Here is a 23,852-nt window from a genome sequence, read left to right on the forward strand (position 1 = left end):
GCTCGTCGTTCGTCCTCATGTCGTCATCCCGCCGTCCACCGCGATGACCTGCCCGGTGACGTACGACGCCGCCTCGGAGCACAGGAAAGCCACCACCGAGGCGATCTCCTCGACCCGGCCCGCCCGGCCCAGCGGCGTCCGGCCCACCACACCGTCCCGCGCCGCCACTGGCATACCGTCGTACGCGGGGGTGTCGGCGATCAGTCCGGGGGCCACGCAGTTGCAGGTGATCCCGAACCGTCCGTACTCCCTGGCGGTCGTCCAAGTCAGGCCGTGCAGACCGGACTTGCTTGCCGCGTACGCCGCCTGGCCCGGCTGGCCGCGCAGCCCCGCCACCGACGAGACGAGGACGATCCGCCCGCCCGTGTGCCGGGTCATGGCTTTCACCCCGGCCCGCAGACAGCGGAACGCCCCGCTCAGGTTGACCGCGAGCTGCTCGTCCCACTCCTCCTCCGATGTGTTGAGGAGCAGCCGGTCGTGGTGGACCCCGGCGTTGACCACGAGCGCGTCGAGCCGCCCGAACTCCTCGACGACCCGCCCGACGACCTGCTCGCCGCTACCCGGGCGCGACAGGTCGCCCGACACCGCGACCGCCTCCGCGCCCGTTGCCCGCACCTCGCCGACCAGGGCTTTCGCCGCCTGCTCATTGCGGTGTGCGTGCACCCCCACCGCGTAACCCGACAGGGCCAGGGCGTGCGCGATCGCTCCGCCGAGGGGGCCGGAACCCCCGGTCACCAAGGCCACCCGCTTGCTCACGCCCGCGCGTCCTCGCGTACGGGGAAGCAGGTGCTCTCGATGTGCGCGAACCGCGCCCGCATCCGGGCCGACGCCCCAGGGTCGGCCGGTCCCTCCCGGCCCCCTGCGGCGACCAGGGCCTCCCGCAGCCGGTCGAGGGCGGCCCGCAGCGGACGGCCCAGCTCCAGGACGCGGGGGTAGACCGCGAGCGGATCCGGCTTCTCGTGCGCCGCGATCAACGCGATACCGAGTCGCATGGCATGAACTCGGGCTTCCAGTGCGGCAGTTCGCACCGCCGCGACCTCCGGGGGCAGGGCCAGGGACTCGCCCGGGGCAGGGGCCACGGCGAGCGCGTTGGCGTAGATGAAGAGCTGGGGCTGGATGTCGCCGAGCACCAGCACATGCAGGGCCCGTGCCGTCACCGGCCCGAGTCCCGTCTCGGTGAGCTCGTCGATGAGCCCGCCGAGGGCGTCCACGCCCACCGAAAGGAGCGCGGTGTCGCGGTCCAGGCGTTCGGCGAAGTACTGCGCCGGGTCGGTGTGGTCCGGTGCGTCGGTGACCGTGACCGTGCCCACCCAGGTGAACAGCGACCGCAGCGCGGGCGTCAGCGTCCAGTACCGCCGAAAGCCCCCGTCCGGGGCGGCATCGGTGTCCAGGACCGTCATGACGCTGTCGTGCGGTGACCAGTCCACCGCCAGCACCGCGTGGTCGTGGAAGTGGAAACGGCCCTCGTACACATCGCCGGGCAGGTGGTACCGGTCCGGCAGCACCATCACCGGCTCGCCCGCAGCGAGACTGTCGAGGACGAACGGCACGTTACGGGTGCCGTCGTCGAACTCGGTGCGGTAGTCCACCCGGCAGCCGTCGAAGTCCTTCGCCAGATCCCGGCCCACCGGGTCCAGCGGGCCGTTCAGAGCGCGGGCGACCGCCAGCGGGTCGAGCCCCCGGGACTGCAGGACGGACTCGACGCAGCGCAGCACGCAGTTCAGCCCGTCCAGCGCGCGGTCCTGCCATCCCAGCGCCCCCAACTGGTCGAACCGGGGAGCCGTCGTGCCGGTCATCGTGCTTCTCGGGCGGCGGTACGGGCCCGGGCGACCAGGGTATCGGCCAGGTGCCCGAGGTTGTCGAAGGCCGTCCAGTCGGTCTCGTCGCCGCTGTAGGGCACACCCCACTTCTCCTCGAAGCGGGAGAGCACCACGATCAGGTCCAGCGAGTCGATGCCGATCTCGTCGAGCCGGGTGGTCTCGCTGAGCTGGTCCGGCACATGGGGACGCTCCGCGAGCACGGTGGTGATGAGCTCCATGACGTGCTGCCGGTCGGCGGGCACGGGCTGTGCGTCGGCGCTGTTGGTCATGTGGTTCTCCTTCTCCTTGTCGGGTGTGCCGGGGGCGTCAGTTGCCGTCTTCCAGCAGCGCACCCCGGCGGATCTTGCCGCTGCCCGTGCGGGGCAGTTGGTCGACCCGGCGGATCACCGCCGGCACCTTCACCGTCATCAGCTGTTCCCCGGCCCGGCGGCGCAGGGACGCGGCGTCGAACTCGTCGGCGGCGGCCTCGACGAAGGCCCACACCTGGTTCTCGCCCGAGGGCCCCGGCCGCCCCACCACGGCGCAGTCGTGCACCCCGGGCATCCCGCGCAGGACGGTCTCCACCTCGACCGGCGAGACCTTGTTCCCGCCGATGTTGATGAGCAGGTCGCTGCGGCCGGTGAGCCGGAGTCCGTTGTCGTCGAGCACCCCGAGGTCGCCGGTGGTGACCCAGCCCTCGTCGTCGGCGAGCGGTATCGCGTGCCCTTCCTCCATTCGTACGGGGAAGAGGCCCGGGAAGCGCGCCGCCACCGGTCCCGGCTCGCCGCTGCCCGCCTTCAACTCGACGCCGGGCAGCGGATATCCGACGCCGGGGGTGCCGCCGACCGGGTTGAGGGTGAGCTGGCCGAGCTCGGAGTTGCCGTAGTGGTCGTACACGGCGACGCCCGCTTCCTGCCAGGGTGCGGCGGCCCGCGCCGGGAGGGCTTCGCCCGCGCTGACACACCGCTTCCAGGAGCCCGCGTGAGGCACCCCGCCTCGGCCCCACCAGTCCAGGATCAGCGGAACGCTCTGCAGGACGGTGGGTCGGTGGCGCTCCACGAGAGCCACCGCTCGCGCGGGTGTCAGCGGTCCTGACGGCACCACCTGACACGCTCCGGCGGACAGTACGGCCAGGGTGCCCGCCTCGATCGCGTAACTGTGGCCGAGCGGGCTGGTGGTGAGCACCACGTCATCGGCGTCGAAACCGAACCCCTGGGCGAAGGCAGCCGAGTTGCGCAGGGTTCCCGACCACTCGCGGGAGATCACCTTCGGCCGCCCACTGGTTCCCGAGCTCGTCACCGCGAACGCCGGGTCGCCCCCGCCGGGCCCGGTCGACCTCAACCGGGTCATCAGACCGGCCGCGAGGCCGATCTCGGCACCGAAGTCGGCGAGCGCGGCCGAACGTTCGGCGTCGGCGGCGTGCTCCTGGAGCACCAGCACGGCGGCATGCAGGGAGGTGGCCGCCGCGAAGTCCACGACCGAGTCGAGGAGGGAGGTGAGGACCAGGCCGACCCGGCTCCCCGGGCCGACACCCGATGACCGTAACTCCCGTACCCGCTCGGCTACTTCACGTTCCAGCTCGGCATACGTCACCGAGCGCCGCTGGTCCACCAGGGCGAGACGGTCGCCCCGCCCGGCGCGGCGGTGTCCGGCCAGGACCTCCGGCAGTGTGTCGTCCACGGTCATCCTCCCTCCTTGTACGCGGTGCAGCGGTAGCCGTGCCGATGGTTCGACGCGGTCACTGTCGTGGTGGCAGGCCCGTCGGTGAGCGCCGCCGCCAGTTCGGCCAGCGGGGCGGTCGCGCGTACGTCGGAAGTACGCGAGGTCGACGGCGGGCCTGTCTCGACGGGGCCGAGACGGGCGAGCACCTTGACGCCCCGTTCGTGCGCCCGCGCGGCCGTCTCCAGGACCAGGAACGCTGCCCGCCCGGTCACCGGCTCGCTCCCGCACGCCTTGGCTGCGGCGGGGCTGAGCAGCTCGTACGCGCCGCACAGCACCGGGCCGTCGTCCGCGAGGCGGAGTCGGCGCTGGCCGAGGGCGAGGGCCTGAAGGCCCGCGCCGGGTCCGAGCACCGTGGCGCAGTAGCCGCGCAGACGGTGGCGCAGACAGATCAGGGACGTCACGCCGTGCGCGTTGAAGTACAGGAAGGACTCGGGCGCCAGCGACGAGCGCGCACCCGCGTCCAGCCGGGCGCGCATGGTCTCGGCCACCTGCCCCGAGCCATATACCGAACCGATGACGCAGGCGGTGTCGGACGGGTCCGGGGCGCCCGCGCCCGCGAGTGCCTGGCCCGCCAACTCGGCGATGCGCTCGGGTAGTTCGCGGGTCCACTTGTTCACGTCCCGCCAGCCGTCGGGGCCCGCGCCGTGCGCCTGCCACAGCTCTGCGGTGTCGACCTCGCCCGAGGCCACGGCGGTGATCACGACCGAGTCGTCCATCAGGGCCTCCGGAAGACGAGTGCGGTGTTCATACCGCCCAGACCACAGGACACGCTCAGCGCGGTCCGCAGTCCCGGCAGCGGCCGTGGGCCGTCGTCCAGGACCAGGTCGAGGTCGGCACAGATCGGGTCGACCGGCTCGGCGCCCCAGGTGGGGGTGACCGCGCCGTGCGTCAGCGACAGCACACACGCCATCGCCTCGATGGCGCCCGCGGCTCCTTGCAGATGCCAGAGCACGCCCTTCACGCTGTTGACCGGTATCGAGCCGAGCCGTGGCCCGAACACCGCGCGCAGCGCCTCGATCTCGGCGGTGTCGCCGCGTCGGGTGCCCGGGCCATGGGTGTTGACGAAGTCGATGTCCTCGGGTTCGAGGCCCGCGTCGGCCAGGGCGAGCCGTACGGCCAGCTCGATGCCGTCGGCGCCCGGGGCGGCGAGGTGACCGGTGGCGTTGGTCAGCCCGCAGCCCGCGAGCACGGCCAGGGGTTCGGCGCTGTCCGGCCCGATGTCGTCGAGGAGTTCGAGCCGCAGGACCGCCGCGCCCTCGGACACGCCGATGCCCCGCCGCTCGGTGCTGAACGGGCGGCAGCCCTCGGGGCCGAGCGTACGCAGTGAGTTGAGGCCCAGGAACGCCATGTCGGTCACGGCGTCGGCGCCGCCGACCACGGCAGTCGGTGCGTCGCCGAGCGCCACCAGGTCGCGGGCGACCGCAATGGCTGCGGCGCCGGAAGCTGAGGCGTTGGCGAGGGTGATGGCCTCGCCGCCGAGGCCCGTCCGGTCGGCGCAGGACGCGGCCAGATCACCGGTGAAGTGCCCCGGCCGGGGCGGGACCACACCGGGGTCGGTGGTGCCCAGGACCAGCGCGACGTGCTCGCGCTCGCCCACGCCGTCGAGGGCTTCCCGCACGGCGGTCTCGGCGAGGTCGAGCGCGCGCCAGACCCCGTCCCCGCCGGTGTGCCCCGGCACCTGACCGGCCGCGCCGAGGGTGGCGCCGGAGGCGTCGAAGGCGGTGATGGGTGGGTGGTTGGCCCGCCCGGTGGCCAGCGCCTCCCACAGCGCGGACACACCGACCCCGCCCGGGCCGCACACACCGAGCCCGGTGACGGCGACGGTCGGACCCGTGCCGCTCATCGCCGCTCCCCCCGGCTCAGGGCCGTGGCCAGCGAGCTGATGCTCGCGGACTGGAGTACGGCGTCGTCCGGCAGGGCCACGCCCAGCTCCTGCTCCAGCTCCCCGACCACCGAGATGAGCTGGACCGAGTCGACTCCGGCGGGCGCCAGCGGCTCGGTGTCGCTCAGCCACGGCAGGCTCGGGTCCTCCTGCAACTGGTGGGCGAGCTTGGCCCGTACGCGGGCCAGCATCGCCTGATGGGTGTGGGTGTCCACCATCACGCCACCTTCGCCGCGGCCCGGAACGCCTCGTCGCAGGCCGCCAGGGTGTGGTCGAGGTCGGCGTCGGTGGTGGCGGCGCAGATGAACCAGTGGTGGGTCGGGTGCAGCAGTACGCCTCGGCGGGTGGTGTTGGTGAAGAAGGTGTCCTGCATCAGTCGGGCGCGGGCCGGGTCCGGGTGGGAGAAGGTGAGGAACGGCATCTGCGGCACACCGCGCACCTCGGCCGGTACACCGTGCCGTTGTATGAGCTCGCTCAGTCCGCTCTGCAGCCGGACACCGAGGCGGCGCACCTTCTCCAGTGCCACGCCGTCGGCGAGTTGGTCCATCGTCGCCACCGCCGCGGCCATCGCCACGGTGTTGGAGTAGAACGTGGAGGAGATATGCGTCCGGCCGACCATGGCCATCACATCGGCCCGGCCGGTCAGCGCCGAGACCGCCCAGCCGTTCGCCATCGCCTTGCTGAACGTGGCGAGGTCGGCCCGTACACCGAACAGCTCCTGCGCCCCGCCCAGCGCGACTCGGAAACCGGAGCGCATCTCGTCGAAGACCACCAACGCACCGTGGTCATGGGCGAGTTCGACGGCGCCCTGGAGGAAGCCGGGTTCGGGGCTGTCGAGTTCGAACGGCATCAGGAGCAGACAGGCGATCTGCCCCGGATACCGGAGGAAGACCTCCCGCAGGCTGTCGAGGTCGTTGTACCGGAAGGTGTCGACCTGGGTCCGTACCGTGTCGGGGATTCCGCCCGGACGCTGGGCGGCCCAGTCGTGCCAGCCGTTGTAGCCCCAGCGCACCACCCTGTCCCGACCGGTGTACGCGCGGGCGAGGCGGACGGCGGCGCTGGTGGCGTCCGAGCCGGTCTTGAGCAGGAACACCCGCTCCGCGCCGGGGATGATCTGCACCAGGCGCTCGGCGAGTTCGATCTGCGTCCGCTTGCGCAGCGTGATCGAGAATCCCTCCTCGATCTCCCGCAGCGCGGCCTCCGTCACCACCGGGTCGGCGTGGCCGAGGATGATCGTGCCGTACGCCAGGATGTAGTCGAGGTATTCGTTCCCGTCGGCGTCCCAGATCCGGGCGCCCCTGGCCCGCTCGCCGTAGACGGGGTAGGCGCCGTCCACCAGCCGGTCCCGCTCGATGACGTAGTCCTTCTCGGACAGCGTCGCGTCGACGAGGCGGCCGCGCGCGAGCAACTTCATCGAGTTGTCGAGCCGGAGCTCTCCGGTCACATCGGTCACTTCGGTCACGGCGTGGTCCCCTCGGTAGCTTGACGTCCTCTGTTCGCCCGTACGGGACGGGAGTTGGCGCTCACAGCACGACCGGGCCCGACCGGGTCCCGCGCACGAGCCCGCCGGGCAGCGCGCCGGTGGCCTCGCCGTCGCGGAAGGTGATCTCACCCGCGACCACGGTGGCCGCGTAGCCGTCCGCCCGCTGGATGAGGCGGCCGCCACCGGCGGGCAGGTCGTGGACGAACTCGGGGGAGCGCAGGCTGAGCCGGTCGAAGTCGATGACGTTGATGTCGGCCCGGTAGCCGGGGCGCAGCAGCCCCCGGTCGCGCAGCCCGTACAGCCGCGCGGGCTCCGAGGTCTGCTTCCTGATCACGTACTCCAGCGGGAGCCGCGCACCCCGGCTGCGATCGCGCGCCCAGTGCGTCAGCATCGACGTCGGCGTACTGGCGTCGCAGATGAGCCGGCAGTGCGCGCCCGCGTCGCTGAGTCCGAGCACCGCCTGGGGGTGCAGCAGCATCTCGCGGATCGGGTCGAGGGTGTACTCCGCGTACCCGAGCAGCGGCCGGAAGATCATCCCGCTGGTGTCCTCGGAGGTGAGGAAGTCGTAGATGAGCGCTTCCGGGTTCTGCCCGGTGCGCCGGGCGAGGGCGTCGAAGGACTGGTCGGCGGCGGGCTCGTAGTCCGGCGCGGTCGCGTTCATCGGGAAGTGTCGCTCGTATCCCTGCGGGAACAGCGCCGAGCGCGGGTCGGCGTTCTCCGGCCGCTCGGCGAGGAGCCGCTCCCGCAGTACCGGGTCGCGCATCGCCGCCCGCCGCTCGGGCGCGGGCAGATGGGCGATCTTCTTGTACGAGGGCCGTTTGTGGAAGGGGTGGGTCGAGTCGAGGCTGATGATGACGCTGAACGGCCGCCCCGCCACCTGCGGATGCAGGTCCGCGCCCTCCGCCACCGCGTCCTCGGCGATCTGCAGCAACTCGCGCCAGCCGTCGGGGTCGTTGTCGTTCTGGAACAGCCCGAACGTGATCGGGCGCCCGACCGCCGCCGACAGCCTGCGCATCCACTTGATCTCGCCGAGCGGATCGTCGACCTTCTCGCCGCCCGCGCCCAACGGCACCAGCTGGAACACCCCGGTACCGGCTTCACCGAGCACCCCGCCGAGCGCGAACAGCTCGTCCTCGGCGGCGAACGTGCCCGGCACCGGGGCGCCGGTGATCGCCAGATGGGTCAGCGTGCGCGAGGTGGAGAACCCGATGGCCCCCGCATCCAGCCCCTCACGGACCAGCGCGCACATCCGCCGCAGGTCGTCCTCGGTGGGCGGTTGGTTGTCGGCGCCCCGCTCGCCCATCACGTATGCGCGCAGCGCGCCGTGCGGGACCTGGGCCGCGACATCGAGTACGCGGGGGACGCGCTCCACGGCGTTCAGGTAGTCGGGAAACGTCTCCCACTCCCAGGTGATGCCCTCGGACAGCGACGCGCCGGGGATGTCCTCGACGCCCTCCATCAGCCCGATGAGCCAGTCGTGGCGGTCCGGTCGCGCAGGGGCGAAACCCACCCCGCAGTTGCCCATCACCACCGAGGTGACACCGTGCCAGCAGCTCGGGGTGAGCTGGGGGTCCCAGCTGACCTGCCCGTCGAAGTGGGTGTGGATGTCGACGAAACCGGGGGTGACGAGATGGCCGTAGGCGTCGATCTCGGTCCGGCCCCGCTCGGTGACCCGCCCGACCTTGGTGATCACACCGTGGTCCACCGCGACATCGCCGGTACGGGCGGGCATGCCGGACCCGTCGTACAGCGAGCCATTGCGGATGATCAGGTCATGCATGGTGATCCGGCCTCCTCGTGTCGGATGCGTGCCACTGGCCCACCGGCGCGAAGAGCAGGTTCTGGTACGCGTAGTGGGTCTGCGGCCGATGGGGTACGGGGACGCCGCCGCGCAGCTCCCACGGCTCGTAGCCGGTGGCCATCAGCGTGTCGACCAGCTCCCGGCTGGTCGGTGCGCCGGGCACGTCGAGGTCGCCCACCTCCAGGGAGACGACGGGCCGTTGGTCGCTCAGCAGCTCGCGCATACCGCTCAGGACGTGTGCCTCCGCGCTCTCGGTGTCGATCTTCACGAAGTCGACGGTCATCCCCTCGGCGCGTACGTAGTCGTCCAGGCAGATCGCCTCCACGGTGAACGCCTTGGACGGGATCCGTGCCCGGACGGCGTCGGGCAGCCGGGCCTGGAACGCGGAGTTGTAGGCGCTGTAGCCGAGTCCGTGGTCGTGGAAGACGAGCTCTTCCCGCTTGGACCAGACCGCCGCGGGCACCACCGAGGCGTTGGGCAGCCGGTCGGCGTTGCGCCACAGCACCGACAGGGTCGAGGGCGTCGGCTCGAAGGCCACCACCTTCCCGGCGCCGCCGACCAGGGCGCTCGCCCACATCGTGTAGTAGCCGATGTGGGCGCCGACGTCGAGGACCGTCGCGCCGGGGCGCAGATGGGAGAGGAGGAACGCGGTGAGGTCGTAGTCGACGAACCCGTAGCGGTGAATGGAGATGGACACTTCCTCGGGGAGCGCGATCGACATCTCGTGACCCCAGAAGGTCCTCGCGGTCGAGGGGTGGCCCTCGCCGCGGTGTCGACGCGCCCGCAGTGCGCGGGTGCTCGGGTACGAGGTCCTGACCGGGTGGCGCAGACGCTGGGCGAACCCGCGGATCCCGGCGGTGTGCGAGCGCCGGTCGAGCGCGGTTCGCCATGCGGTTCGGTCGGTTGTGATCACAGACTGCTCCGGATGCGGGGGACGGGGGTGCGGTGCGGTGGGTGCGGGGTGGGACCTGTGCGGACGCGCATGTGGTGTGCGCGCGGGGTCACACCCCTCTGACGCGCTCGTGGTGTGCCCGGGAGTCCGCGAAGGGGATCGCGCTCAGGGGCTCGCGGGTGCTCGCGCCGATCCGGGCGAGTTCGGCGTCGACCATGATCTGGGCCAGCCGGTCCACCGAGGTCTGCGCGGTCCAACCCAGCGCCGTACGTGCCTTGGTGGCGTCGCCGACCAGGGCGTCCACCTCCGTCGGGCGCACGTACGCCTCGTCGTAGCGGACATGGCTGCGCCAGTCGAGGCCGACGTGGGAGAAGCAGTGCTCGGCGAACTCCCGCACGGTGGAGCCGACTCCGGTGGCCAGCACATAGTCGTCCGGCTCATCGCGCTGGAGCATGCGCCACATGCCCTCGACGTACTCCGGGGCGTAACCCCAGTCGCGGACGGCGTCGATGTTGCCGAGGTAGAGGTGTTTGTCGAGGCCGCTCTTGATGCGCGCCGCCGCCCGGGCGATCTTCCGGGTCACGAACGTCTCGCCGCGCCGGGGCGACTCGTGGTTGAAGAGGATGCCGTTGACCGCGAACAGCCCGTACGCCTCACGGTAGTTGCGGGTCATCCAGTAGCTGTAGACCTTCGCCGCGCCGTAGGGGCTGCGCGGGTGGAAGGCAGTCTGTTCGTGCTGGGGCGGCGGTGTGGCGCCGAACATCTCCGACGAGGAGGCCTGGTAATAGCGGATGTCCTGCGCGGACATGAGAATGGCTTCGAGTAATCGAGTGGTGCCGATACCGGTGATGTTGCCGGTGTTCTCCGGCTCGTCGAAACTCACCCGTACATGCGATTGCGCGGCCAGATGGTAGACCTCGTCCGGTCGGATGCGGGCGAGCAGGGTCACCAGCCGGCTTGCGTCGCTGACGTCGCCGTAGTGCAGGATCAACCGCCGCCCGGCCTCGTGCGGATCGCGGTAGATGTGGTCGAGGCGTCGGGTGTTGAAGGTGGAGCTGCGGCGGACTATCCCATGGACTTCATAACCCTTGTCCAGCAGCAAGTCGGCGAGATACGAACCGTCCTGACCTGTGATGCCGGTAATCAGCGCCCGCTTCACACCAATTCACCCGTCCTTTTCCAGAGGTACATACCTGGGATTGAACTTCTCGTGTATGTACACCCGTCCCGCGTCGCCGCAGTCGATGATGTATTCCTTGCTGGCGCATTCGGGCGAGGCGTCGCCGCTGAGCGGCCAGGTGTCGAGTGCCGCGGCGATCGCCTCCCGCTTCATCGCAAGTCCCGACTTCTTCAGGTAGGGGCCGAGGAGTTCATCTGGCGGCGGTATCAGCCGGTCGCTGTGCGGTCCGGCGATGACGACCCGGTTCACGCTGATGACGTCGCTGTCCGGGGTGAGGATGCGGGACTGGCGGTCGACCACCAGGGCGTTCGGTGCGGCGCCCAGGATGTGGCAGCCGATGCGCTGGACCTGCGCGGCGGGAATCTGCCGCTGATGGTCGACCCGTACGCTCAGCCCCTCGCCGACAAGGGCGTTGAGGAGCAGGGTGGTCGACCCGTCCGTACAGACGAGCATTCTCGTGTGTGGGGGAGCGGAGGAGAATGGGGTGAGCCGTTGTGTCATGTCACGACCGTTCCGCGCTGCAAAGCGACCAGTGCAATGGGGGCTCCTGGCGATTCCGTTCACTCGGGATTGATCATGTGCCGAGAAGGCTAGGAGTTTCCGAAGTGACCGGTCAAGCAGTGTTCGACGGAAGGCGACAGAAGGTCACGGAAGGTGTTCGGCGGGCGGTGTTCGACTGCACAACATTGTGCAACCGAACACCACGCGGAAAGGTGTGGCCGAATATCGTTCCAACCGGTGCACCGGTTTTCCCGATTGCCGCGCCGGAGTTACCGCTGCTCCAGCCTTCGGGCGAATTCCTCCAGGTTGGCCACGCACACGCGCATGGCCCGTGCCGCGATCCCGGTGCAGTGCTCGGGGACGCTGTTCACAATGGTCTTGTGGTTCTTGCTGATCGCCGCTGTGAGGCGCAGCCACTGCACCAGCATGCGGCCGGCGTCGGTGTGCCGTACGGACGGGTCGCGGGCCAGGAGCTCCAGATGGCGCAGGTGCTCGGAGCCGGCGGGGTGGGCGTCCGTGCGGTGGAGGGGGGTGGGTGGGGGCGGTGGCAGTTCGGGTGAGCCGTGCTGCTCGGTGGCGCGCCGCCGTACGTCCTGGGCGGTCGACGGGGAGATGTTGGCCGCTCTCGCGATCTCCCGCAGGGAGGCGTGGGGGTTGTCGTGGAGATACTGTTCGGCGATCCTTCGGTTCTCCTTGGGGTTCACGGGCCGGGCGCGTCCGTCCACCCCGATCCTCGGTTGCCCGGCCCCGCCCGTCGGCAGCTGCTGCCGGATCTTGGCGACGGTCTGCTGGGCCAGGCCGGTGAACTTCGACAGGGCGCGGTCCGACATCGTCGGGAAGCTCTCGATGATTCTCATCGCCGCGGCTCTGCGGTCCGCGCGGGAGAGCGGCAGCCCGTGCCTCGTGTTCGACTGGACGGCGAACAGGAAGGCCTCGCTGGCGCTTCCCGAGAAGTAGCGGGCCCGAATGGTGGTGTCACCGCGCTCGGCGCCCGCCCGCAGGCGGTGCATACCGTCGATCACCCGCATGGATTCCTTGTGCACGACGATGGGTTGCAGCTCGTCGTCCAGCTCGGCCATCAGCCGTACGTGCTCCATGTCCTCGCCCTGGAGGCGCGGGGAGTCCGCGGGGAGCAGCGACCCGATGGGGACGGAGACGCAGTACTCGCTGAGGTATCGCTGGAGCGGAAGGAAGTGATCGGCGCGGTCCTCATGTGATAAGTCGGGAACTGTCGACATGATCCCCCAAGCCCTGGTGGTGTCATCTCCCGCTCACTCGATGTGGACGTCGTGGCGGGAGTCCGTACTCCGGTTCCCTCGCGCCTGCCTGCCCGGGCGACCCTCGGGGTGGGTGGAGGCCACTGAACTCCCCTTTCGGTCTGCGAGGTACTGCTTTCAACCTTCGCCAGCCGCAGGAGGAGGTGCAAGTTCCGTTTCGGACAGTCCTGATCATCGTCGACGGTGCTGAGCAGGCCCGTACGGTCGCACAGCGGCGGCGGACAACAGTCCTGCTCTACGCTCCAGTTGAGGGAGGCGGACGGGCATGTCGTCCTCTTCGCCGACTTCGCCGAGTTTGCCGACCGATCCGATCTGAAAGGGACGAGCCATGGCTCCCGCCCACACCCGGACCACCGTCGGCATAGTCGGCGCGGGCCCGGCCGGTCTGATGCTGTCGCACCTGCTGGCCCGCGCGGGCATCGACTCGGTGGTGGTCGACCACCGCACCCGGCCCGCGATCGAGGCCACCAGCCGCGCGGGCATCCTGGAGGCCGGCAACGTCCGGCTGCTCACCGAGAGCGGGGTGTCCGACCGGGTGCACCGCGAGGGCCGCCCGCACGCGGGCATCGAGCTGCGCTTCGGCGGCGAGAGCCACCGCGTCGACTTCGAGGCGCTGGTCGGCAGCAACGTATGGCTCTACCCGCAGACGGATGTGTTCACCGACCTCGCCGACGCCCGCGAGCGCGGCGGCTCGGACGTCCGCTTCGGCGTCACCGGGACACGCGTGGTCGATCTGACCGGCGACCGCCCGGGAATCCTGTTCACCGACGCCGACGGTGTGACCCAGGAAGTGCGCTGCGACATACTGGTCGGCGCCGACGGGTCGCGTGGAGTGTGCCGGGCCGCGGTGCCCGAGGCGGCGCGTACGCACTTCTTCCGCGAGTACCCCTTCGCCTGGTTCGGCGTCCTCGTCGAGGCCCCGCCCAGCGCCGCCGAACTCGTCTACACCCACTCCGAGCACGGTTTCGCGCTCATCAGCCAGCGCACCGAGTCCGTCCAGCGCATGTACTTCCAGTGCGACCCCGACGAGGACCCGGCCGCCTGGTCCGAGGACCGGATCTGGGCGGAACTCCAGCAACGGGTGTACGGCGCCGACGGGTTCTCCCTCAAAGAGGGCCCGGTGACCGACCGCTCGGTCCTGCGCTTCCGCAGCTTCGTGTGCGAGCCGATGAGATACGGCAACATGCTGCTGGCCGGGGACGCCGCACACACCGTCCCGCCCACCGGGGCCAAGGGGCTCAACCTGGCGCTGGCCGATGTACGGGTGCTCGCCGAGGTGCTGGAGAGAGCCCTCGCCAAGCGCGACCACGGTGTCCTCGACGAGTACGGCCCGCGTGCGCTGCGCCGCGTGTGGCGGGCCCAGCACTTCTCGTACTGGATGACGACCATGCTGCACCGCGTGCCCGGCTCCACCGACTTCGACGTACGCCGCCAACTCGGCGAGCTGGCCGGGGTGGTGGACTCCACCGCCGGGTCGACGTATCTCGCCGAGGCGTACACCGGATGGAGCGCCGGATAGCGCGCCGGGGGGAGCCGTGGGCGACGTGTTCGCGACCTCCGGGGCGCGCGGCCACGCCCTCCCGGGCTGCTTCGCGCCGGTTCCAGTGGCCGGGCGACGAGGAACGTTAAGTCAGTCCAGTTCGGCGAGGGCCGCCTCGGCCGCCGTCGCGCCTTCCTCGAATCCGTGGGTCTTCGCCTCGTGCAATGCCTCGGTGAGCTGGCGGCGGGCCTCTTCGGCGCGGCCGAGACCGGCCAGTGCCTCGCCGTAGGCCGTACGCAGCAGGACGCGGCGGGGGGCCGCGTCCAGCGAGGGGCCGAGTTCGAGGCCGAGCGAGGCGTGCTCCAACGCCTGCTGCGGGGCGCCGGTGCGCAGGAAGTGGCGGGCGAGGTGCTGGTGGGCGAGCATCTCGGTGGAGCGGTCGCGACCTCGCCGGGCCAGGTCGAGGGCGTGCGTGACCAGCTCCAGGGCCTGCTCGTGTTCGTCGTACGCGGCGAGGGCTAGGGCGAGGTTGATACGGGCGATGGCCTCGCTGGTCAAGTCCCCTGCCCGGTGCGCGAGTTCGGGCGCCGCACGCAGATGCTCCAGCGCCTCCTCGTAGCGCTCCTCCTCGTGCAGCACCCACCCGAGCAGGGCGCGCGTGCGGGACTGCGCGTCCAGATCGTGGTCCAACTCCGCTGATTCCAGGGCCTGTTCGAGCAGCGGGACCCATCCGTCGCGCACCCGCCACACGATCAGCGGCCACTGGAGCAGGACCAGGCGCCAGACCCGGTCGTGCAACTGGGCCGCCGCGGCGGCGGTGGCCGCGCCGAGCAGGGTCGCCCGCTCGGCCTCGAACCAGGACAGCGCGTCCTGCCGGTTCTCGAACTCCCTCACTGCGGGCGGGCGCCGATAGGTGGCGGGCAGGGTGAAACAGGGCTGACTGGAGGGTTCGGCGGTGGCGGTGGCGATCAGACCGGTGTGCAGATAGTGGTCGAGCAGCCGGGTCAGGGCGCCGGGGTCGGCCTGCGGGGCGAGGGTGCGGGCGTACAGACGTACCAGATCGTGCAGGGTGTACGCGTCGGACGGGAGCCCGGAGTCGACGATGAGGTGGGCGTCGGCGAGCCGGTCGAGCGCGGACCAGGCGTGGTCGGGGGTGCAGTCGGCGAGCGCGGCGGCGGCGTAGCGGTCCAGGCGGGGGCCGGTGTGCAGGCCCAGGGAGTGGAACATGCGCCGGGCGTGCTCGGGGAGCTGGTGGACGGTGAGGCCGAGGGCGGCGGCCACCCCCGTGTCCTCGATGTTCATCAGGCCCAACCGCCGCTGCTCGTCGGCGAGTTCGGTGGCGAGCGCGGCCAGCGTCGCCCGCGGCCGGGTGGTGAGGCGGGCGGCCGTGATCCGCAGGGCCAGCGGCAGGCCGTCGCAGAGCGCGGCAAGGCGCCTCGCCGCGTCCGGTTCGGCAACGACGCGGTCCTCGCCGAGCACCGCGCCCAGCAGCGCGGCGCAGTCGTCGGCGGGCAGCTCGCCGAGCCGCACCGGCCGGGCCGCGTCGCTGGCGATCAGACCGCCGAGCCGGTCACGGCTGGTGACCAGGGTGGCGCTGTCGTCGCCGCCGGGCAGCAGCGGGCGGATCTGATCCGAGTTACGGGCGTTGTCCAGGACGACGAGGATGCGGCGCCCCGCCGTGAGGGACCGGTACAGCGACCCCATCCCGGCCTCGGTGTCGGGAATCCGGCGCACCGGAACACCGAGCGCGAGCAGGAACTCGTGCAGGACGACCGTGGTCTGCGGAGTCGGGGTGTCGCTGTAGCCGCACAGATCGGCGAAGAGCCTGCCGTCGGGAAACGCCGCCGCGTGCTCGTACGCCCAGTGCACGGCGAGCGCGGTCTTGCCGACGCCCGCACCGCCGGTCACCAGGGCGATCGGGCTGTGCGGACCGGTGGCCACCCGGGTCAGCGCGGTCAGTTCGGCCAGCCGGCCCGCGAAACCACGAGGCCTGCGCGGCAGCATGTCGGGCACGGCCGCGACCGGCTCGGGCTCGGGCACAGCGGGAGACTCGACGGCGTCGGGCGCGCCGATGTCGAGGACGGTGGTGTAGGCGTCGGTGAGCTGGGGGCCGGGGTCGACGCCCAGTTCGTCGGCGAGCAGGCGCCGGGTGCGCTGGAACCAGTCGAGCGCGTCGGAGCGCTGACCGGAGCGGGCGAGGGCCAGCATGAGCGCGGCCGACAGCGGTTCGCGCAGCGGATGCGCGACGGCCTCGGTACGCAGCACGGCGGCGGCCTTGCCGTGCTCGCCGAGTTCCCCGTACGCGGCGGCCAGCGCCTCCACCGCCGAGAGCCGCAGCTCTTCGAGGGCGTGCGCGGGGGCTTCGAGGGGAGGGCTCGCCACGGTGTCGGTGAGTGCGGGACCCTGCCACAGGGCCAGCGCCTCACGCAGCAGAAGCACCGCGTCACCGGGACTGCGCCGCCCCCGGGCGAGCTGGACCAGCTCCTCGAAGCGGTGCGCGTCCACCAGCGTCTCGGGCAGCCGCAGTACGTAGGCCGACTCCAGGGTCGCGAGCTCGATCCCGTACGTCCGGGCGCCGCGCGCGGCCAGCAGCGCGCGCAGCTGCGAGACATGACCTTGCAGGACGGTACGGGAGTGGGTGGGTGGCTCGGTGTCCCACAGCGCCTCGGTGAGCCGGTCCAGGGTGACGGGCTGGTTGGGGTGGAGCAGCAGCATCGCGAGGAGGCTGCGGCGTTTGACCGGGCCGAGCGGAAGGAGCTCGCCGTCCTCGGTCGCCACCGCCACGCTTCCGAGCACGCGGAAGTCCAATGCGCCCCACCCCTCCGGACCACTGCGGCCCGTTCGTACCGGTATTCGAGGATACGTGGGGTGGCCGGGCGGGGTGACGGGAGGGTGCGGTATGTCCGTAAGCAGACGCTGATGGGGTCGGGGCCGTGTGGCCCCGACCCGCCGTCGTCACTTGGCGCGGCTGAAGAACTCCAGCTCCGCGATGGCCACTTGCTTGTCCTTCGTGGCGCCGTACGCCGAGCGCAGCACCAGCCGCGCGGTCACCGCGTCCCGTACGCGCACGTCGACGCGCTGGACGCCGCCGTCGTCGATGACGTGGTGCGAGGTGTGGGTCTTGCCGCCGGAGTCGGTGACCAGCAGGTCGAACTCCTGCGGGCGGGCCTGTTCGGCCTGCTGGCCCGAGCGCTTGGAGGTGCCCGGGGTGACGATCAGCGCCAGTAGGTCGGTGGGCTGGCCGAAGGTGGCCTCCAGGTACTGGCCCGCAGAGTCGCCGCCGTAACCACTGCCCCACCAGGTGTTGGAATAGCTGTCGAAGGCGAGCTCCGGGCCGTGCCCGGCGGCCGAGTGGGACGCCTGCCAGGCGGTGGGGTGGACCGCGACGCGCTTGGAGAAGTGGTCCTGCACGGCCCGGGCGGCCGGGGGACCGCCGAGCACACCGCCGACGACCAGCGTGACGGCACCGGCGATGAGCAGGGCCCGCGCCACCCAGCGGGTGCGGTCGCGGTGGAGTGCCGGACGCTGACCCGCGTACGGGCCCGACGCGGTGTCGGCCGGGCGGGGGTCGAGCGGGTTGGCGCAGCTGCGGCAGAAGTGGCGGTGCGGCCTGTTGGGCGCGCCGCATCCGCGACACGGGGTGCCGTCCTCCGGCTCGGGCGCGGGCTGTGCGGCGCGCACACGGGGACGCGCCGCTTCCGGGCGGGCGGGCAGCACCGTGCCGGGCTCCTGCGGCGGCGTCGGGGCGGTCGGCTCGGGGACGGGGACGAGCAGGGCCCGGGCGGCCTCGGACTCCCGCGTCCGTGTGGCGGCGGCTTCGGAGTCCCGCTCCCGTGCGGCGGCCGTTTCGGATTCCCGTTCCCGTACGGCGGGCAGCGGTGCGGTCGTCTCCTCGCGGGCGGGCCGGTCGGGTTGGGCGGCCACCGCCGGGAGTGGGGCGGTTTCCGGCTCGGCGTTCTGCGGCGGCGCCGTCTTGTCGTGAGCGGTGGCGGGTGCAGATGCGGCGGTAGATGTGGATGCGGGCGCGGGCCTTCGCGCGGGCGCGGGCGTGGCGGGCGGCTCGGCAGCGGACGCCGGTGCGGGGGTTTCCGCCGCCGGGGACGTGTCCGGCGTGGCCGAACCGGCGGGAGCCGGCGGCGTCGCACTGGTCTCCCATTTCAGGAACGCCCCGCAGGTGTCGCAGAATGACTGGCCCATCGGGCGGGCCGGGGTTCCGCAGTCGGGGCACGAAAGGGTGGCGGACATGTCTCAACGGCCTTCCGGAAGCGATGACGTCGAGGAGGTCACCTCGACGGTGAAGGGGAGGTGGGCCGGCCGCGACGCGGCGACCACGGCATGCAGGCGGTACGGGTCGACCTCGGCGGGCTCCGCGACCCGCAGGGTCACATGGAGCGCGGCGCGCGGCTTGCCGGGAAACGGCCCGAGCGGCCGCGCGGACCAGGCCGCGCCGCCGCTCTCGGTGAGCTCGGGACGTACGCCGAAAGCCAGTTCCACGGCCTCGGACAGACCCCGGGCGGTGCCGCGCACCCGGTGCAGCGAGACCGCCGTGGCGACGGCGTGGCGGCGCACCGCCAACGGCTCGGTGCCGTCGAGCTCGGTGCCGACCCAGCCGGTCAGCCAGTCCACGAAGTCCTCGGGGGCCAGCGCGGGCGTGAAGTACGCCTCCAGGCAGTCGAGCACGGTGAACAGCGGGGCCAGGATCGTGTCCAGACCCGTCACGAAGCGCTGCGCGAAGTCGTCGTCGGCGTAGACGGCGGGGAGCTGGGCGCCCAGCGGCAGGGCGGAGCCGAGTCCCTCGACGGTGCCCCGGGAGCTCATCGGGCCTCGATCACGCGGACGCGGTGGTCGAAGGGGAACAGCAGGGCGGACGGGGCGAGTTCGATGCGGTCGGTGGCATCTCCCCGGCGGCCGGTGAGCGGGTCGGCCGAGTGCAGCAGCACCTCGTCGACCAGCTCCACGCCCGGAACGCGTTGCAGCGCGGCGAAGATCTCGCCCGCCCGCAGCGGCCGCCCGAAGGGCCAGCCGGTGCCGTGGGCGCCGCCGGTCAACGGGTCCAGATACGAGTAGAGGACGTTGAGCGCGTCGTCGCGCACATGGTCGGCCTTGGCGGCGCGGAACGCGTGCAGCGTCGCGACGACGGTGACGCCCTGGTAGAACGGTGGGCCGACGGCGAGCCGGGTGCCCAGTGGGCGCCGCTCGTCCAGGAACGAGGTCACCCGCCCCAACAGCTCGTCGCCCGGGACCAGTTGCTCGAACCGCAGCCGCCCGCCACGGTCGGGCACCGCCTGCGGGACCACGAGCACCCGCACCGCGTTCTCGCCCGCGTCGGCCGCGTCCGCCGCCAGACAGGCGATCCGGGCGGTCTCCGGGGCCGCCCGCCGCGCCAGCTCCTCGTAGTCGCGGGCGGTCACCGCCCGCTCCTGGGCGCGCAGCGCGATCGGCGCGCGGGTCTTGGCCTCCTCGACCGTCTCGCCGTCGACACCGCCGCGCGCCGCCTCCCGGTTCTCGACCCGGGCGATGTACGGGATGGAGCTGCGCAGCACCTGGATCGTGCCCCGCGCCACATTGCCCGCCCGGCCGCCACCGGTGCCGTACCGGGCCGCCCTGATGGTGGCGCCCTTGGCCGGCACCGCCCCGAACTGCCGCAGCAGGCCGTCGGGTTCGCGCACGGCGGGTCCGAACGCGAGCTCGCCGGTCGCCGCGTCCAGGGTGAAGTGCCGGTCGAAGGGGCCGGACGCGGCGAAGTCCCCGACGTGCTCCCACTCCTCCCAGCCGTCGCCCGCCGAGATCTCAAGACGCACCCCGCCGACGACCGGGGCGTGTGCCAGGCGCAGCCGCTGACCGGGCACACCCTCGGACTCGCCCAGGGACTCGTCGCGCACCGACTCCGCGTGCGAGACCGGGGTCGTACCGCCGATGGTGAAGGCGGACGCGCCGCGCACGGTCGGCGAGACACTGTAGAACGGCTGGCCCGCCGCTGCCGACACGACCCGGCAGCGCAGCCAGCCCGCCTCCAGGCGGCCCATCCGGTTCAGGGTGTGGCCGCCCGGCAGGTGCAGCACCACCTCGCCGGGGCGGTTGAGGCCGCCGGTGGAGTCCTCGGCGACCTCGCACTCGGCCCAGCCGTCCGCCGTCCACGCCTCCCACACCAGCGGCGGCTGACGGGGGTCGACACCGACACCGTCGACACGGCTCTCCAGGCGCAGCGCGACCGTGCAGTCGGGCACGGCGGCGGACAGGCCGAAGAGCAGCACGTCGCCGGGGAGCGGGGCCGGGGTGAACACCGACACGTCGGTGCCGCCGAGCATGTCCTGCGAGCAGTCCTCGGGAGCCGCACCGGCAGGCTGGCGCAGTACGTGGGAGAGCTCGCAGGGAATGATCGTCAGGTCCTGCTCGGTGGCGAAGACGACCGCCTCCTCCGTCTCGGTGCGGCCGGTCGCCACCTCCGTACCCCTGGGCAGCACCACGGACTCCGGCTGCGGCGCGGAGAGCCAGAACGTGACCGAGGCGCGCGCGGCGGACGGCGGGAAGAGGGTGACGCCGAGCAGATCGAGGAACGCCAGCTGGTTCTTCTCCGGGACCCGGTTGAGGCGGTACACCAACTGGTCGGCCATGTGCGCGACCGCCTCGATGAGCGTGACACCGGGGTCGGAGACGTTGTGGTCGCTCCACTCGGGGCAGCGCTGCTGGATGTAGCGCTTGGCGTCGTCGACGAACTGCTGGAAGCGGCGGTCGTCCAGGTGGGGTGCGGGCAGGGCCATCAGTGTCGTTCGCTTTCGCCGGCTGCCGAGTCCCCCGGGGCGGGGGCTTCGTCGGGGATCACATAGAAGGGGAAGACGAGGCTGCGCGGGTTGTTGGTGCCGCGCACCGAGTACCGCACGTCGATGTGGAGCACGGTCGGCTCGTCCGGCGCCGGGGTGACCGTGACCTCCTGGACCTCGATCCTGGGCTCCCAGCGGTCGAGCGAGGCGCGCACCTCGTACCGGATGCGCCCGGCGGTCGCGTCGTTGGCCGGCGCGAACACCAGGTCGTGCACGGCGCAGCCGAACTCGGGACGCATCGGCCGCTCACCCGGCGCGGTCGCCAGCACCAGGCGCATGGACTCCTCGATCTCGCGGTCCCGGCGGGCCAGGGCGATACCACCGCCCGGGTCGGTGCGCAGCGGGAAGGCCCAGCCCGCGCCGACGAAGTGTTCGCTCATTGCTCGCCCAACTCCTTTAGAACGGGAGGCCGTTGCGGAGGGTGATACCGGTCAGCTCCACCGTCATGGCGGTGATGTTGGCGTTGCCGACGGCCTTGATCGACGCCGTGCCGAGCGCGTTGACCTCGACGGCGCCACCGGCGTTGATGGCCGCCTCGCCGCCCGCCTGGACGCCGAACTTCATCCCGGCCTTGACGTCCACGCCCATGCCCGCCTTGATGTCGACGCTGGTGCCCGCCGTCAGCTTCAGCGCGCCCGCCGCCTTCAGCGACAGATCGCCGCCCGAGCTGATGTCGACCCCGCGCGCACCGCTGATGGTGACCGTGCCGTCGCTGTCGATGGTGAGGGTGGTACGGGCCTCGTTGAGCTGGACGCTCAGCTTGCCGCCGCCGGTGCGCAGCCGGATGCCGCTGGACGCCCGCGCGGCGCCGCCGGATTCCAGCAGCTCCACGGTGTGGCCGCTGCGGGCGGTCAGCGCACGCCAGTTGATCTGCCCGCTGGTCGGGTCGACGGCCGGGATGTTGTCCGGCTCGCGGGTGGGCTTGTCGATGCCGTTGTAGAGCCCGGCGAGGACGTACGGGTGCTCGAGCGAGCCCCGGTCGAAGGCGCACAGCACCTCGTCGTTGACCTCCGGAAGCAGCAGCCCGCCGCCGCGCACCCCGCCGAACTGGGCGATACGGCACCAGTCGCTCTCGTACGTCTCGGACAGCCACGGGAAACGCAGCCGGACCCGGCCGAGGTTCATCGGGTCCTTGGTGTTGGTGACCAGCGCGACGGCCACACCCGGCATGGGCGGCGCCTGGTCGGTGCCGCCCGAGGCGAGCCCGTACAGCGAACGGAACTGGCGCCCCGAAACCGTCAGCCAGGTGGTGAACTGCTCGCCGGAGGCGAAGACATGACGGACCCCGGTCGCCGTGTACTTGCCCTCGAAGGGGAATCCGGCGCCCCTGACCGCGATCGGCACACCGGGCTTGAGCTCCGGGTTCCCGGTCACCGCGACCTCCACCTCCGCGAAGGCACCGGTGACGTCGTCGGCGAGCGCCTGGGCCGCGTGGGTGACCTCGGACTGGGTGGTGTACGGGATCGACGTGGCGGTGATTTCCGCCGCCCCGAACGGCGTGGAGATCACGCCCGGGGTGATGTCGGCGGCGATGTCGGGGCTGGTGATCGCCGGTGCGGGGGCCGCGAGTTGCTGCTTGGTGCGCATGTCCCAGCCGCGCACATTGACCTGCTTGACCTGCCCGGCCGCGGTCATCGCGATCCGGCTGTGCAGGGTGTTGGCCCCGAAGTCCAGAACGTACGGGCTCTGGGCGGCCGGGGTGGTGTCGGCGGGGGCGCCGGAGGCCGGGTCGAGCGCGGCGAAATTGAGCTTGCCCTCGTTGTCGCAGGCCAGCCGCACATCGTTCTCGGCGGCGAGCCGCGACAGGAAGTCCCAGTCGGTGGTGTTGGGCTGCGTCGCCAGCTCGTACACCGTCGGCGTCGAGTCGACCTTGCCGAGCGCGATCCCGTTGAGACCGGCGACGCGGCGCACGATGTCGGACGCCGTCATGTTCGGATAGCCCACCACCCGCCGGTTGCGCAGCAGCCGGTGACCCGGGTCGTAACCACGTACGACCAGATGGCGGCCGGTGCCCGGCTCGGCGTCGACCTCCAGGGCGGTCACCTCGCCGGTGAGCATCGGGTCGCCGCGCCGCCCGTCCGTGAACGGGCTCAGCACCACCTTCGCCCCGATCTTCAGCTGCGGGAACTTGGTGGTGACCATCCCGTCCTTGTCGCTGAAGGTGAGCTGGAAGGCGGACGGGACGTTGACGCTGGCGTCCACCCAGCCCTCGATGAGCCGCACGGCCAGCGGATCGGGCAGCACGGCGCCCTCGATCTGGACGTGCAGGACGGTGGTGAAGGTCTTCTCACTCATACGACGCCCTCCGAGGCGGCGGGAAGAAGCAGCTCGGTGCCGGGGCGCAGCCGCATCGGGTCGTCGATCGCGTTGGCCTCGGCGATGGTGCGCCACCGGGTGGCGTCGCCGTACTCGCGCCAGGCCAGCGAGGCAAGGGTGTCCCCGGCGACCGTGCGGTGCACCCGGCGGGCCGACAGGGCGCCGGAGGTGGGGTTCTGGCGCTTGGTCTCGCTGGAGACCTCGACCAGCGCCAGCGTGCAAGTGGCGCGCAGCGGAACGCCGTTGGGGCTGAACAGGGTGTAGTTGGCGTTGACGCTGGTGACGTACGCGACGAACTGCACCGTCGAGAACGAACCCCAGCTGAACTCCACCCACGGAGGCGAGGGCGCCTTCGCGGCGACGCTCTGCGGGGTGACCTCACAGCACGAGAGCAGCAGCTCCACCTGCGTCTGCACAGTGGTGGAACTGGGCGTGCCGGACGCGTCGAGGAACACCTGCAACTGCAGGGACGCGGGCTGCGCCCCGGTGAACTTGGGCGGCGCGCCCCGCGTGTACGCGATGGCCGGCATCACGGTCCAGCTCGCGGACCGGCCCAGCTGCACCTGCGACGGGTTGAACTGGAACTTCACCTCACCCATGAGCCCGCCCATCGAGCCGCCCAGGTCGGTGGGCGGCTGGTGGATGGCAAGGGTGGCCCGGGACAGCCCCGCGGCCTTGCCCCCGGTGGGAGCGGCCAT

The 23,852-nt window shown here is 71.8% G+C and carries 21 protein-coding genes; 1 reads left to right on the forward strand and 20 read right to left on the reverse strand.

Annotated elements, in window-relative coordinates; all coding sequences use genetic code 11:
• Positions 1-15 precede the first annotated feature (15 nt).
• From BG418_RS02495 to BG418_RS02555, 13 genes are all read right to left on the reverse strand, one after another.
• A complete protein-coding gene (locus BG418_RS02495; RefSeq protein WP_188271962.1) occupies positions 16-756 on the reverse strand; it encodes an SDR family NAD(P)-dependent oxidoreductase in 741 nt (246 codons plus the stop codon).
• Positions 753-1,796, reverse strand: a complete 1,044-nt coding sequence (locus tag BG418_RS02500) for a hypothetical protein (RefSeq protein WP_188271963.1) — start codon at positions 1,794-1,796, stop codon at positions 753-755. The genes BG418_RS02495 and BG418_RS02500 overlap by 4 nt, the downstream gene beginning before the upstream one ends.
• Entirely contained in the window at positions 1,793-2,089 is a 297-nt protein-coding gene (locus BG418_RS02505; RefSeq protein WP_188271964.1) for an acyl carrier protein, read from the reverse strand. Before BG418_RS02505 ends, BG418_RS02500 begins: the two co-directional genes overlap by 4 nt.
• Before the next feature lie 37 nt (positions 2,090-2,126).
• Entirely contained in the window at positions 2,127-3,485 is a 1,359-nt protein-coding gene (locus BG418_RS02510; RefSeq protein ID WP_188271965.1) for a class I adenylate-forming enzyme family protein, read from the reverse strand.
• Entirely contained in the window at positions 3,482-4,237 is a 756-nt protein-coding gene (locus tag BG418_RS02515; protein ID WP_188271966.1) for a 3-oxoacyl-ACP synthase, read from the reverse strand. The genes BG418_RS02510 and BG418_RS02515 overlap by 4 nt, the downstream gene beginning before the upstream one ends.
• On the reverse strand, positions 4,237-5,364 hold the full coding sequence (locus BG418_RS02520) for a beta-ketoacyl synthase N-terminal-like domain-containing protein (protein ID WP_188271967.1): 1,128 nt from the start codon (positions 5,362-5,364) through the stop codon (positions 4,237-4,239). Before BG418_RS02520 ends, BG418_RS02515 begins: the two co-directional genes overlap by 1 nt.
• Positions 5,361-5,621 (reverse strand): acyl carrier protein, encoded by a 261-nt coding sequence (locus tag BG418_RS02525; RefSeq protein WP_188271968.1) that lies wholly within the window; start codon positions 5,619-5,621, stop codon positions 5,361-5,363. The genes BG418_RS02520 and BG418_RS02525 overlap by 4 nt, the downstream gene beginning before the upstream one ends.
• Positions 5,621-6,865 (reverse strand): aminotransferase class III-fold pyridoxal phosphate-dependent enzyme, encoded by a 1,245-nt coding sequence (locus BG418_RS02530; protein WP_317453469.1) that lies wholly within the window; start codon positions 6,863-6,865, stop codon positions 5,621-5,623. The genes BG418_RS02525 and BG418_RS02530 overlap by 1 nt, the downstream gene beginning before the upstream one ends.
• A gap of 61 nt (positions 6,866-6,926) precedes the next feature.
• Positions 6,927-8,666, reverse strand: a complete 1,740-nt coding sequence (locus BG418_RS02535) for an amidohydrolase family protein (protein WP_188271969.1) — start codon at positions 8,664-8,666, stop codon at positions 6,927-6,929.
• Positions 8,659-9,600 carry an FkbM family methyltransferase gene (locus BG418_RS40700; RefSeq protein ID WP_317453470.1) on the reverse strand — a complete coding sequence of 314 codons (942 nt, stop codon included), beginning with the start codon at positions 9,598-9,600 and terminating at the stop codon, positions 8,659-8,661. The genes BG418_RS02535 and BG418_RS40700 overlap by 8 nt, the downstream gene beginning before the upstream one ends.
• 88 nt (positions 9,601-9,688) lie before the next feature.
• A complete protein-coding gene (gmd, locus tag BG418_RS02545) occupies positions 9,689-10,744 on the reverse strand; it encodes a GDP-mannose 4,6-dehydratase (RefSeq protein ID WP_317453497.1) in 1,056 nt (351 codons plus the stop codon).
• Positions 10,745-11,212 carry a hypothetical protein gene (locus tag BG418_RS02550; RefSeq protein WP_188271971.1) on the reverse strand — a complete coding sequence of 156 codons (468 nt, stop codon included), beginning with the start codon at positions 11,210-11,212 and terminating at the stop codon, positions 10,745-10,747.
• Between the two features lie 317 nt (positions 11,213-11,529).
• Positions 11,530-12,498, reverse strand: coding sequence for a ParB/RepB/Spo0J family partition protein (locus BG418_RS02555; protein ID WP_188271972.1), 969 nt, complete (start codon positions 12,496-12,498; stop codon positions 11,530-11,532).
• A 367-nt stretch (positions 12,499-12,865) separates the two neighbouring features.
• Here BG418_RS02555 and BG418_RS02560 point away from each other — a divergent pair, with 367 nt between their 5' ends.
• A complete protein-coding gene (locus tag BG418_RS02560; protein ID WP_188271973.1) occupies positions 12,866-14,056 on the forward strand; it encodes a 4-hydroxybenzoate 3-monooxygenase in 1,191 nt (396 codons plus the stop codon).
• A gap of 111 nt (positions 14,057-14,167) precedes the next feature.
• Here BG418_RS02560 and BG418_RS02565 read toward each other — a convergent pair whose 3' ends face one another.
• The 7 genes from BG418_RS02565 to BG418_RS02595 form a co-directional block, all read right to left on the reverse strand.
• Positions 14,168-16,813, reverse strand: coding sequence for a BTAD domain-containing putative transcriptional regulator (locus BG418_RS02565; protein WP_317453471.1), 2,646 nt, complete (start codon positions 16,811-16,813; stop codon positions 14,168-14,170).
• Between the two features lie 159 nt (positions 16,814-16,972).
• Positions 16,973-18,262 carry a discoidin domain-containing protein gene (locus BG418_RS02570; protein ID WP_188271975.1) on the reverse strand — a complete coding sequence of 430 codons (1,290 nt, stop codon included), beginning with the start codon at positions 18,260-18,262 and terminating at the stop codon, positions 16,973-16,975.
• Positions 18,263-18,265: 3 nt separating this feature from the next.
• Positions 18,266-18,835 carry a phage tail protein gene (locus BG418_RS02575; RefSeq protein WP_188271976.1) on the reverse strand — a complete coding sequence of 190 codons (570 nt, stop codon included), beginning with the start codon at positions 18,833-18,835 and terminating at the stop codon, positions 18,266-18,268.
• Positions 18,832-20,778 carry a putative baseplate assembly protein gene (locus tag BG418_RS02580; RefSeq protein ID WP_188271977.1) on the reverse strand — a complete coding sequence of 649 codons (1,947 nt, stop codon included), beginning with the start codon at positions 20,776-20,778 and terminating at the stop codon, positions 18,832-18,834. The genes BG418_RS02575 and BG418_RS02580 overlap by 4 nt, the downstream gene beginning before the upstream one ends.
• Positions 20,778-21,218, reverse strand: a complete 441-nt coding sequence (locus BG418_RS02585; protein WP_188271978.1) for a GPW/gp25 family protein — start codon at positions 21,216-21,218, stop codon at positions 20,778-20,780. The genes BG418_RS02580 and BG418_RS02585 overlap by 1 nt, the downstream gene beginning before the upstream one ends.
• Before the next feature lie 16 nt (positions 21,219-21,234).
• Positions 21,235-23,133: a VgrG-related protein gene (locus tag BG418_RS02590; protein ID WP_188271979.1), complete on the reverse strand. Its 1,899-nt coding sequence runs from the start codon at positions 23,131-23,133 to the stop codon at positions 21,235-21,237.
• Positions 23,130-23,852 carry a LysM peptidoglycan-binding domain-containing protein gene (locus tag BG418_RS02595; protein ID WP_188271980.1) on the reverse strand — a complete coding sequence of 241 codons (723 nt, stop codon included), beginning with the start codon at positions 23,850-23,852 and terminating at the stop codon, positions 23,130-23,132. The genes BG418_RS02590 and BG418_RS02595 overlap by 4 nt, the downstream gene beginning before the upstream one ends.

Origin of the sequence: Streptomyces sp. CBMA152 (assembly GCF_014596475.1) — a bacterium.
Classification (GTDB): Bacteria; Actinomycetota; Actinomycetes; order Streptomycetales; family Streptomycetaceae; genus Streptomyces.

Excerpts from the sequence above, each read along its gene's own strand:
- BG418_RS02500 (WP_188271963.1), bottom strand. The coding sequence starts at position 1,796 with ATGACCGGCACGACGGCTCCCCGGTTCGACCAGTTGGGGGCGCTGGGA.
- BG418_RS02505 (WP_188271964.1), bottom strand. The coding sequence starts at position 2,089 with ATGACCAACAGCGCCGACGCACAGCCCGTGCCCGCCGACCGGCAGCAC.
- BG418_RS02510 (WP_188271965.1), bottom strand. The coding sequence starts at position 3,485 with ATGACCGTGGACGACACACTGCCGGAGGTCCTGGCCGGACACCGCCGC.
- BG418_RS02515 (WP_188271966.1), bottom strand. The coding sequence starts at position 4,237 with ATGGACGACTCGGTCGTGATCACCGCCGTGGCCTCGGGCGAGGTCGAC.
- BG418_RS02520 (WP_188271967.1), bottom strand. The coding sequence starts at position 5,364 with ATGAGCGGCACGGGTCCGACCGTCGCCGTCACCGGGCTCGGTGTGTGC.
- BG418_RS02525 (WP_188271968.1), bottom strand. The coding sequence starts at position 5,621 with ATGGTGGACACCCACACCCATCAGGCGATGCTGGCCCGCGTACGGGCC.
- BG418_RS02535 (WP_188271969.1), bottom strand. The coding sequence starts at position 8,666 with ATGCATGACCTGATCATCCGCAATGGCTCGCTGTACGACGGGTCCGGC.
- BG418_RS02550 (WP_188271971.1), bottom strand. The coding sequence starts at position 11,212 with ATGCTCGTCTGTACGGACGGGTCGACCACCCTGCTCCTCAACGCCCTT.
- BG418_RS02555 (WP_188271972.1), bottom strand. The coding sequence starts at position 12,498 with ATGTCGACAGTTCCCGACTTATCACATGAGGACCGCGCCGATCACTTC.
- BG418_RS02560 (WP_188271973.1), top strand. The coding sequence starts at position 12,866 with ATGGCTCCCGCCCACACCCGGACCACCGTCGGCATAGTCGGCGCGGGC.
- BG418_RS02570 (WP_188271975.1), bottom strand. The coding sequence starts at position 18,262 with ATGTCCGCCACCCTTTCGTGCCCCGACTGCGGAACCCCGGCCCGCCCG.
- BG418_RS02575 (WP_188271976.1), bottom strand. The coding sequence starts at position 18,835 with ATGAGCTCCCGGGGCACCGTCGAGGGACTCGGCTCCGCCCTGCCGCTG.
- BG418_RS02580 (WP_188271977.1), bottom strand. The coding sequence starts at position 20,778 with ATGGCCCTGCCCGCACCCCACCTGGACGACCGCCGCTTCCAGCAGTTC.
- BG418_RS02585 (WP_188271978.1), bottom strand. The coding sequence starts at position 21,218 with ATGAGCGAACACTTCGTCGGCGCGGGCTGGGCCTTCCCGCTGCGCACC.
- BG418_RS02590 (WP_188271979.1), bottom strand. The coding sequence starts at position 23,133 with ATGAGTGAGAAGACCTTCACCACCGTCCTGCACGTCCAGATCGAGGGC.
- BG418_RS02595 (WP_188271980.1), bottom strand. The coding sequence starts at position 23,852 with ATGGCCGCTCCCACCGGGGGCAAGGCCGCGGGGCTGTCCCGGGCCACC.